At 67.9% G+C, this 10,214-nt stretch carries 7 protein-coding genes; 1 reads left to right on the plus strand and 6 read right to left on the minus strand.

Features of this window, described 5'->3' with window-relative positions; all coding sequences use genetic code 11:
- Window positions 1-194: 194 nt before the first annotated feature.
- The 4 genes from ACZ6DT_RS26715 to ACZ6DT_RS26730 form a co-directional block, all read right to left on the minus strand.
- Window positions 195-1,973, minus strand: coding sequence for a choline/carnitine O-acyltransferase (locus ACZ6DT_RS26715; protein ID WP_465600037.1), 1,779 nt, complete (start codon window positions 1,971-1,973; stop codon window positions 195-197).
- Window positions 1,970-2,812 carry a class I SAM-dependent methyltransferase gene (locus ACZ6DT_RS26720; RefSeq protein WP_465600065.1) on the minus strand — a complete coding sequence of 281 codons (843 nt, stop codon included), beginning with the start codon at window positions 2,810-2,812 and terminating at the stop codon, window positions 1,970-1,972. Before ACZ6DT_RS26720 ends, ACZ6DT_RS26715 begins: the two co-directional genes overlap by 4 nt.
- A 130-nt stretch (window positions 2,813-2,942) precedes the next feature.
- Entirely contained in the window at window positions 2,943-3,794 is an 852-nt protein-coding gene (locus ACZ6DT_RS26725) for a HalD/BesD family halogenase (RefSeq protein ID WP_465600039.1), read from the minus strand.
- A gap of 138 nt (window positions 3,795-3,932) precedes the next feature.
- On the minus strand, window positions 3,933-6,488 hold the full coding sequence (locus ACZ6DT_RS26730) for a bifunctional FO biosynthesis protein CofGH (protein WP_465600067.1): 2,556 nt from the start codon (window positions 6,486-6,488) through the stop codon (window positions 3,933-3,935).
- A gap of 185 nt (window positions 6,489-6,673) precedes the next feature.
- On the opposite strand from ACZ6DT_RS26730, the gene ACZ6DT_RS26735 reads away from it, so the two are divergent.
- On the plus strand, window positions 6,674-8,314 hold the full coding sequence (locus ACZ6DT_RS26735) for an IS1634 family transposase (protein ID WP_465600041.1): 1,641 nt from the start codon (window positions 6,674-6,676) through the stop codon (window positions 8,312-8,314).
- Here the strand turns inward: ACZ6DT_RS26735 and ACZ6DT_RS26740 are convergent.
- Window positions 8,253-9,011: an SDR family oxidoreductase gene (locus ACZ6DT_RS26740; RefSeq protein ID WP_465600069.1), complete on the minus strand. Its 759-nt coding sequence runs from the start codon at window positions 9,009-9,011 to the stop codon at window positions 8,253-8,255. The two genes, ACZ6DT_RS26735 and ACZ6DT_RS26740, sit on opposite strands and share 62 nt — an antisense overlap.
- Before the next feature lie 8 nt (window positions 9,012-9,019).
- On the minus strand, window positions 9,020-9,832 hold the full coding sequence (locus ACZ6DT_RS26745; RefSeq protein ID WP_465600043.1) for an alpha/beta fold hydrolase: 813 nt from the start codon (window positions 9,830-9,832) through the stop codon (window positions 9,020-9,022).
- Window positions 9,833-10,214: the final 382 nt, after the last annotated feature.

The following is a 10,214-nucleotide window of genomic DNA, read 5'->3' on the forward strand; positions in this document are numbered from 1 at the left end:
GGTGGCTGGTTTGTTGTTGTGGGGGGTGGGTGGGGTGGAGGGGGGGGGGCACCCCCCCCCCCCCCCCCCACGACCCCTCGCGAAATCGCACAGTCCACCTGAACCGGACACCAACTTCGCGGACAGTGTCCCTTGTGGACAGTCGAGAGGGTGCCGGGTCGTTCCCGGCGCTTCCCCAGCACGGCTGAACCGTACTAGGCGAGCAACTCCTGCAGCTCACGGATGGCGGTCGCGAGTTCCGCCGCGAACAGCTCCATCTCGTGCGCCACGTGCTTCGGCGTGCACAGGTACAGATTCAGCGAGTCCGGCAGCAGCACGTACGCGACGCCGATGCACTGCGGGCTGGTCGACCCGAAGCCGAAGTACCGGATGTTCACCGACGGCGCCGAGCTGGTGCTCAGGTAGTCGTTGCGCATCTTCAACCAGCCCGGCGACGAGTACAGCGCCGGGGGCTCCTCGACGCCGCGCCGTTTCTGGATCAGTTGCAGCTCCCACAGGTGCTGCTCCGGCGCCTCGCCCGCCTGGCATTCCTTCGCCCGTGTGACGTGCTTCGCGGCTGCCGCGCGGAAAGCGGCCTGACGTGTCTGCCGGTCGGCCTGCGGATCCTCCATCACCTGGACGAACCACTGCACCTCGGGCGTCACCACCCGCATCGCTTCGGTGCGCCCGTTCTGGTACTGCCGCGTCGCGATCGACTCGTACGTCGTGCCGGTGATCCCCTTCGCCCGCTTGTGCGCGAGCTGATACGCCATCTGCGCGAAGCCGTCGGGGGACATCCCCAGCTCCTTCGCCCGCTTCGCGCCGAAGTCGGTGAAGGACACCGTCTTCGTAGCGGTCGCGTCGGCGTACTCGGCGAAGGCCACCGCCGCGGCACGGGCGTCCTCGCGCAGTGCGTCACCTAGGACGAATTCGATGACCTCGGACGCCGGGACGCCGTCGGCGGGCGGCCGTTCCAGCCTGGTCCCGCTCAGCAGTTCGTCGGTGAACCCGAGGATCGTAGTCCCGTCGAGTTCGCAGTGCTCGACGTTGATCCCCGCCGTGCCGTCCTCGAACACGATCAGCGACACGGCCTTGTCGAACCAGCGGTTCCCGCTGTCGCCGTGCAGCAGCTTGTCGCACGCCTCCTGCGTGTCCGCCGGCGTGAAGTCCTCCAGGCACAGGCAGAACAACGCCGTCTCGATGTCGTCGAGCGCGGCCGCGTTCCCGGCGGCGAGCAGCGCTTCCCGTGTCGCCGCCCACTCCGCCCTGGCCTTGGTGGTGAAATGCCCGGCCGAGGTCCGCGGGTCTTCGATGAAGTTCCCCGACTTGACGATCACCTGCAGCCCCGCGACCAGCTGTTCGGGGGAGTACGGGCGGCCGTCCGGCGCGATCACGTCCATCCGGAACGGGGTGTCGCGGTGGAACACCACGATGTGCCGCGCCCTCGACGGCCCCGGCCAGTCCTCGCGGTACGGCGTGCGCGCGGTGTCCTGCACGGCACCGGGGATCCGCGTCGCCGAGAACAGGTACTTGTGCTGCACCATCGACTGCGGCCGCCCGCGCGGCACGATCGGCGGCACCAGCTCCTCGTCCAGTTTCAGCTTGTAGTCCACCGCCGACGCCGCCAGCTCGGCCGCGCGTTCCAGCTGTCCCAGCGGGGATTCGGTGAACAGGAAGAAGAAGTTCGCGTTGAGCGCGATCCGGTCGCGGCGGCCGAGGTAGCGGTACGGCCAGAAGGTGTCGAGCCAGCTGCGGACGCCTTCGCGCTTGTCGTAGGCCTCGAGCGCGCTCTGCAGTTCGTGCGCCGGGCTTCCTGCTGCGAGGAACTCGGTGACGGCGCCTTCGGTCTCAGCGAGCTCACCGGGGGTGAGCAGCGGCGAGCACCATTCGAGGAACCGGCGGCAGGTGTCCTCCAGACTGGGGACGGGGACCCTCGGCAGGAGATCCTCGTTGCCGAACGTGCGGGTGGACAGTTCCGGACTGCTCACGATCATCCTTGATCTCGAAGGGGAAGGGCGTTCAGCGCGGAGGCGAGTTCGCCGGCCGCACCGTTCGGGCGGGAGACGAACAGCCGCGCGTACAGCCGGCCGTCGGTCTCCAGCCCACGCGGGTCGACACCCGCGACGTACAGATTGTCCAGGATCTGTGACCGTTCCTCGTCCGAAGCGAACCTTCGCTGCTGGAAGACGCCGTCGACCCCGGTCGTGTCGTACTCCAGGTCGGCGAGGCACTCGGCGACCGGAGCGTAGGAGAACATCCGGAGGACGAAATGCGCCATCCACGGCCGGTTCTCCCGCGCGATCCGGACGAGGGTCTTCTCGGTGACGTAGCCGACGCAGCCGGTCGAGATGACGATGTCGACCTCACCCAGCAGCGCGCGCTGCTCCTCTGTCGGATCTTCGCTCTCCAGATCCGCGTGGATCGCGTCGTCGATGAAACCCGCGGCGAGCGCGTAGTCCAACGCGGGCGCGGAGGCGTCGAGGCCGATGAAGCGGACCTCATCGCTGATGGCGAGCTTCTCGACCATCCGCCGATCGCGCGCGATCAGTTCGTCCCGGCTCAGCGCTTCGCTGTCCCGGTAGTGGTCGTAGAGCCGCTCCATCGAGGTGTCACAGCGGTGCAGCGCCGCGTTGACGCCGTAGGAGCAGCCGAGGTCGAGCACCGTCGGGACCTTGACGTCGGTCTTCGCGCGGTACTCGTCGATCAGTTTCGCGAAGTAGGCCCTCGCCTGTTGAGGGATGGAGTAGTCCAGTCTGCGCAAGGTGCCGAAGAACGCACGAGGATCGGGCTCGGTGTAGATATGATCGAAAGAGATCTTGCCGGTCGAATCCAATGGCACGGCCAAGCTCCTGACTGAGTGTCTGTCGGTGAACCCGCGACGGCCGAAGGCCTCGCTATGGAGGGTGCGGGGTTCACGCTTGTGGTCACCTTTCAGGTACTTCTTCAGCTCCGCCAACAGGTTCTTAGTCGAGCAGCTGATCGCCCCGGACCGCCGCGGAAGCGACGTGTTCCGGCAGGACCCGGCCGAACAGCTGTCTCGTCCGTTCCGGACTGCCGATGACCCCAGGACGCTCGCTGTACGCGAAGATCGCGGAATGGCGGGCGACTGCCCCTTGAACACTACTCACCCGGTGCAGCGCGAAGCGTCCGCGAAACAGCTGAAGATCGCCAGGACGCAGAGTGAGTCGTCGGATCAGGTGATCCCCTTCACCCGCGAGCACGGCACGGACGTCGTCGAAGTTCTCCGCCGTTTCGGAGCGGATGTTCGGGCAGTACTCGAAGACGCCGCCCTCGGCCGCTTCCTGTGTGAGCATGCTGACCGTGTACTCGTTGGTGTCGAAATGCCACGGATGCGAGCGGCCCGGTTCGATCACGTTGAGCACCAGACCGGCCAGGGGATCGGCGAGTTCGTGCAGTTCGGGGAGCTCGAAGCAGTCGGCCACGAACCGCTGGAACTCGCGGCTCGCGTACAGGTGCTGGATGACCGCGGTCGCCGGGATCCGGTCTCGCGCCACGAAAGCGTTGCCGCGTTCCATGATCGTGCGACCGGGGTGCCCCTCGGGCAGCGGAGTGTCGATGGCGATGTTGTAGGCGTTGACGCGTTCGACCTTCGCGTACGCCTCCGGAGCGATCTTCGCGCCTTCGTGGCGAAGGACGTCGCGCAACTCGGGACGGATGAAGTCGGCCAGCACACTGCAACCTGTTTCCCGCAGTTCGGCACGGGTCCGGGACACGATTTCGCGCCACGCCTGGCTTCCCGGCTCGGACAACGGATAGCGGGCGGTGTCGGCCACCTGGACTGCGCTCGCGATCATCGACGTCCTCTCGGCTGCCCGGAAGTGATTCTCGGGTTTAGCACAGAAAACGCCCGTGACCCCCGCGCCTTGTGATCGGGGCCACACGGAACGTGACGGCCCCCTTATGTGAATAAGGGGGCCGTCAGGGAGCTTTCGTCAGCTGGTGACAAGCGGCAGCAGCGGCCGCCGCACCGCGGTCGCGACGCCGTCGGACGCCTGGGCGGCGGCGATCCGTTCCGCCGTCGGCGTCCCGTACTCGGTGGTCCGCTGCCGCAGCGGACGGCCCAGCGGTTCGACCATCGCGCGCATGTCGCTGATCGTCTTGTACGACCCGTTGGCCGCCCCCGCCATCCGGCTGATCGTCTCCTCCATCAGCGTTCCGCCGATGTCGTTGACCCCGCCCTGGAGAACGGCGCGGCTGCCCTCTTCGCCGAGTTTCACCCACGAACTCTGGATGTTGTCGATCGTTCCGTGCAGCAGCAGCCGGGCCAGCGCGTGCACCGCGCGATTCTCGCGCAGCGTCGTCCCCGCCCTGGCGAGTCCGGCGAGGTAGATCGGGGAACTCTGGTGGATGAACGGCAGCAGCACGAACTCGCTGAACCCGCGCCGCCCGTTGCGCTCCAGGCCTTCCCGCTGCAGTTTCGCGAGCAGCTTCAGGTGCCCGACCCAGTGCGACGGCGTGTCGACGTGGCCGTACATCATCGTCGACGTCGTGGTGATGCCGAGTTTGTGCGCGGTGGTGACGACGTTGATCCATTCCGACGTCGGCAGCTTGCCCTTCGTCAGCACCCAGCGGACGTCGTCGTCGAGGATCTCCGCGGCCGTGCCCGGCAGCGAGTCGACACCGGCCTCCTTCGCGCGCGACAGCCAGTCCTCGATCGAGAGGTTCGTCCGCGAAGCGCCGTTGACGACCTCCATCGGCGAGTACGAGTGCAGGTGGATATCCGGCTGACGGCGTTTCACCTCGGCCGCGAGGTCGAAGTACGCGGTCCCCGGCAGATCCGGGTGGATGCCGCCCTGCATGCAGATCTCGGTCGCGCCCGCGGCCCACGCCTCGTCGACCCGGTCGCCGACCTGCTCCAGCGAAAGCGTGTACGCGTCGGCGTCGGTGCGCCGCTGGGCGAAGGCGCAGAACCGGCAGCCGGTGTAGCAGACGTTGGTGAAGTTGATGTTCCGCGTGACCACGAACGTGACGTCGTCGCCGTTCACCTCGCGCCGCAGGTCGTCGGCGATCTTGGTGAAGGCGTCGAGCTCCGGCCCGTCGGCGTGCAGCAGCGCCAGCGCCTCGTCGTCCGAGAGTCCGGCGGGGTTCTTTTCCGCGCTGCGCAGGGCATCCCGGATGTCGAGGTCGAACCGCTGCGGCGCGGTCTTGATGTTGCCCTTGATCTCGGCCCAGTCGCCGTAGACCGAGTCGAAGTCGCTGCGGCGGTCTTCCGTGCGCCCGACCGTGTCGACCTCGACGTGCAGATCGGTGCGCCCGGCCTCCTTCCACCCGCCGTCCGGCTCCTGCCACGGGATACCGACCGGGATGGCCTCTTCGATCGCGAGTCCGGTCTCGGCGTCGGTCAGCGGCGCGAGATGCGCGTTCATCCGCGGGTCCAGCCATGGTTCGCCGGTCTTGACGTACTCCGGGTAGATCGGGAGCCGCTCGCGCACGGTGAAGCCGAGTGCCTCGGTGCGGCGCTTGAGCTCGTCGATCTGCGGCCACGCGCGTTCGGGGTTCACGTGATCGGGGGTCAGCGGCGAGACGCCGCCCCAGTCGTCGATCCCGGCGTTCAGCATCAGTTCGTACTGCTGGCCGATCAGGTTCGGTGGCGCCTGGATGCGCATCTTCGGCCCGAGCACGAGTCGCGCGACGGCGATGGTCGCGGCGAGTTCCTCGAGATCGGCGTCCGGGGTCGCGCGCATCTTGGTGTCCGGCTTCGCGCGGAAGTTCTGGACGATGACTTCCTGGATGCCGCCGTAGGTCTTCGCGACCTTGCGGATCGCGAACAGCGAATCGGCGCGTTCGGAGAAGTTCTCGCCGATACCGATCAGGATGCCCGTGGTGAACGGCACCGAACTGCGGCCGGCGTCCTCCAGCACCCGCAGGCGGACGTCGGGGTCCTTGTCGGGCGAGCCGTAGTGCGGGCCGCCCTTCTCGGTGTACAGCCGCTTCGCCGTCGTCTCCAGCATCATGCCCATCGACGCCGAAACCGGCTTGAGCCGCTGGAAGTCCTGCCAGGTCAGCACACCCGGGTTGAGGTGCGGCAGGACACCGGTCTCCTCCAGCACCCGGATCGCCATCGCCCGGACGTAGGACAGCGTGTCGTCGTACCCGTGCGCGTCGAGCCAGTCCTTCGCCGCCTTCCAGCGGTCTTCGGGACGGTCGCCGAGGGTGAACAGCGCTTCCTTGACCCCCATCGCGGCACCCTTGCGGGCGATGTCGAGGACCTCGTCGGGGGAGAGGAACGGCGACTCGACCCGGCCGGGGACGGTCGCGAAGGTGCAGTAACCACACCGGTCCCGGCACAACCGGGTCAGCGGGATGAACACCGAACGGCTGTAGGTGACCACGCCCGGACGGCCCGCCGCGACGAGTCCGGCGTCACGGACCCGGGAGGCGTGCTCGGACAGCGTCTTGAGGTCGTCGCCGCGCGCCTGGAGCAGGATCGAGGCCTCGGTGAGGTCGAGGGTCTTCCCGTCGCGCGCCCTGGCGAGCGCCCGGCGCATCGCCGAGGTGGTGGGGGCGTTCGCGTCTGCATCCGATGCCATTCCCGCACGCTATGGCCGGACTCGCTCCACCTGCCAGTGCGCATCCCGCCACCGCGTCGCCCCCGTGGGGACGGTCACTGTTTCCGCTGGTCAGAGCTTGATCTTGGTTGCCGATCGCCGGGCCGGAGTGTATTACCTAAAGTGTGGCTTCGGTGATCGGCAAGAAGGTCGGGGGGCGGACGTACTACTACCTCGTCACCTCCGCGCGGGTCGAGGGCAAGCCCAGGGTCGTGTCGCAGCGCTACCTCGGCACGGCCGAGGAGATCGGGCGCGCGATGGACGGCGACGTCTCCGCTCCCGGCGAAGCGCGTCACCGGACCTTCGGTGACGTCGCGGCGGTGTGGGCCACTCTGCGACGGCTCGATTTCGTGCGCCGGGTCGACGAAGCCGTCGGAGCCCAGCGCGCCGCGACCACACTGGGGACACATCTCGCGCTCGCCGTCCTGCACCGGGCGACAGCACCGGACACGGACCTGGCCACCTGGTGGGAGGACAGCGTCGCGAGCGAATTCCTCAAGGCCGACCTGGCGAATCATCGGCGAGCACTGCAACGGCTCACCCCGGAACGGATCGCGCGGATCGAGACCACCATCGCCGACGCGGTGCTCTCCTGGCTGGGCACGGGGAACGCCGCGCTCGCCGTCGACGTGCCGCAGTTCGCCACCTTCACCACGGCCGACCCGTGCCGCTGCGAACTCGCCGGGCTCGGCCTGGTGGTGACCAAGGACGGCGCGATCCCGCTGGCGTCGCACGTGTATCCGAGGGACGGGGCGCCGCCGTTCGCCGCGCTCGCCGACGATCTCCGTTCGCTGTACCCCGTCACGCTGGTCTTCACTGCGGGACAGGCCGCGCAACTGGACCTCGGACGGCATTTCGTCGGTGCGCTCCCGCTCTCGGAGCATCCGGAGTTGCTGGCGAAACCGCCGTCCGCACGCGAGCCCGTCGATCCGGAGCGTTTCGCCGGGCTGACCGCCCTCGACACCAGAGCCGTGGTCGCGGGCGTGCGGCGGCGCGTGATCCTGACCCATTCGGAGACCCTGCACAACGCTCAGGCCCGCGCGTTCGGCGAGGAACTGAGCACCGCGACGCGCGAACTCGCCGGCCTCGACGCCGCACTGGCCGCGGGCACGTACCGAGGTGACCGGAGCCAGGTGAACGCCGAAATCGCACGGATCACCCGCGGCCGCCGCGTCGAACGGGTGCTCTCCCCTGCCTTGACCGGGACGAAGCCGGGGGAGATCCGGCTGGCCTGGAAGGTCGACGACGCCGCCGTGTCACGGTTGCACGACGAGTTCTTCGGCAAACAGGTGCTGGTCACCGACCACGACTGGCCGGTGTCCGAGGTCGTCACCGCGTACCGGGCCCGGACCCACCTCGACTCGACGTTCCGCTGGCTGACCGGTCCCGCCGTCACCGGCCCGGCTCCGCGCTGGGACTGGACCCCCCACCGGATAGCGGTGCACACGCTGGTCACGGTGCTCGCGTCCACGGTCACGCACCTCATGCGGCGCGAGGCCGACCGCGCCGGGATGAACCTGTCGGTCCGCGAACTGATGGACAATCTCGCGGGGATAGGGGAGACGGTGCTGCGCTATCCGTCCACCGGCGGCCGCCCGCGGACCCGGCGCCTGCTGACCGAGCGGAGCCCGGAGCAGCAGGCGCTCTTCGACCTCTTCGGTCTCCCCGCCACCACCCTCAACGGACAAGCTGCGCCTGACTGGCTCACTCCGACCGATGGATATGCAGCGCGGAGAAGCTCTGCGCCACCGGCATCAACTCGATGACGTTGATGTTCACGTGCTCCGGCTGCGAAGCCGCCCAGAAGACGGACTCGGCGACATCGGCGGCCGTCAGCGGCGTCGTGCCCTCGTAGACGTCGTCGGCCTTGCTCTGGTCGCCCTCGAACCGGACGACGGAGAACTCCGTCCCGCCGACCAGACCGGGCTCGACGTTGGTCACCCGGACGCCGGTGCCCTGGAGGTCCGCGCGCAGGTTGAGGCTGAACTGGTGCACGAACGCCTTGGTCGCCCCATAGGCGTTGCCACCGGGGTACGGGTAGGAGCCCGCGACCGAACCGATGTTGATCACGTGCCCGCGGCCGCGCTCGACCATGCCGGGCAGCAACGCGCGGGTGAGATGCGCGAGCCCCTTGATGTTCGTGTCGATCATCTGGTCCCAGTCGTCGAGCTTCGCGCGGTGTGCGGGCTCGAGCCCCTTCGCGAGGCCGGCGTTGTTGACCAGCAGGTCGACCTCGGCGAACTCGGGTGGCAGCGTGCCGGGGAGCGCGGACACCGCGTCGGCGTCCCGGACGTCGAACTCGAAGGGGAGGACCTTCTCGCCCAGCTCGTCGGCCAGCTTGTCGAGCCGGTCCTTACTACGCGCGGCCGCGACGACTGTGGCGCCGTCGGCGGCGAACCGGCGGACGATCTCGACGCCGAACCCGGCGCTGGCACCGGTCACGAAAACGGTCTTCTGGGACAGGGAGGGCATCACTTGGTCATCCTTTGGGTGGACACTGCCAAGAACTGGGCGAACACGGTGTTGAACTCGGCCTCGCGCTCCAGATTAGGCAGGTGGGCGGCGCCCTCGATCACCGCCAGGGTGGAGCCCGGCATGAGTTCATGCATGAGCTCGGCGTCCGAGACCGGCGTGAACTCGTCCTCGGTCCCGACGACGACGAGGCTCGGCACTCGCACCCGGGTGAGGCTGTCCCGGTAGTCGGGGCGCTCGGCCCTGCCCCTGAGCGCGGCCGCCGCGCCCTCCCTCGGCGTCGTGCGCATCATCTCCAGGACGTGCGCCGCCACGTCCGGCATCGTGCGGACGTTCTCCGGGGAGACCATCTTCGTCAGGACTTCCTCCGCGTACGGGTTCAGTCCCTCCGCGAGGATCCGGTCCGCCATGCCGTTGCGGACGCGCTTGCCCTCCTCGGTCTCCCCTTGGGGAGAGGTGTCCGCGAGCAGAAGCCCGGCGACACGGTCGGGATAGCTGCGGTGGAACTCCATGACGATCTGCCCGCCCATGGAGAGGCCACCGAGGACGAATCGCTCGATGCCCAGGTGATCGGCGAGCTGAGCGATGTCCGCGGCGAAGACGTCGAGCCCGGTCTTGCCTGGGACGACCGTGGTCTCGCCGTACCCGCGAAGGTCCGCCGTGATGACCCGGTAGCCCTCCCGGCTGAAGCGCTCGGCCTGGGGACGCCACATCGAACGGTTGAAGGGGTGGCCGTGGACGAGGACGACGGGCAACCCGCTGCCGAGGTCGTCGTAGGCGACGGTGATGCCGTCGAGTTCCGCAGTGCTCATGAAACCGACGCTAATCGGAGCAATCTGGGAGTTCAATACGGTGCAATGTACTCGGAGCAATGTTTCTTCCCCGGTGTTCACCTGGGTGCTCCCGGGGCGATCACCGGGATCGACCCCGTTTATAGCCTCTGACCTGTGTAAATGCCGTTAAGGTACCCCCCTGTTTTCGGGGGTTTCCGGCCATGTAAAGTTCTCCAAGTCGCCAGGGAAACCGGGTGGCCGACCGGGACACGAACCAAGCTCTCACTTCAGGTGATTGAGTGGGTGTTCCATCAAAAACTGCTAGGAATGACTGCTTCGGATAAGGCCGCGTGTGTGGTGTGATTCGGGGTGTGTTGCTTGAGAACTCAACAGTGTGCTAGTGAACTAAGCCAGTAGAGCT

It is taken from the genome of Amycolatopsis sp. NPDC041971, assembly GCF_055588925.1.

What these genes read in the sequence shown, in the direction of transcription:
- ACZ6DT_RS26725 (WP_465600039.1), bottom strand. Translation starts at nt 3,794, where the DNA reads ATGATCGCGAGCGCAGTCCAGGTGGCCGACACCGCCCGCTATCCGTTG.
- ACZ6DT_RS26715 (WP_465600037.1), bottom strand. Translation starts at nt 1,973, where the DNA reads ATGATCGTGAGCAGTCCGGAACTGTCCACCCGCACGTTCGGCAACGAG.
- ACZ6DT_RS26745 (WP_465600043.1), bottom strand. Translation starts at nt 9,832, where the DNA reads ATGAGCACTGCGGAACTCGACGGCATCACCGTCGCCTACGACGACCTC.
- ACZ6DT_RS26730 (WP_465600067.1), bottom strand. Translation starts at nt 6,488, where the DNA reads ATGCGCCGGGCGCTCGCCAGGGCGCGCGACGGGAAGACCCTCGACCTC.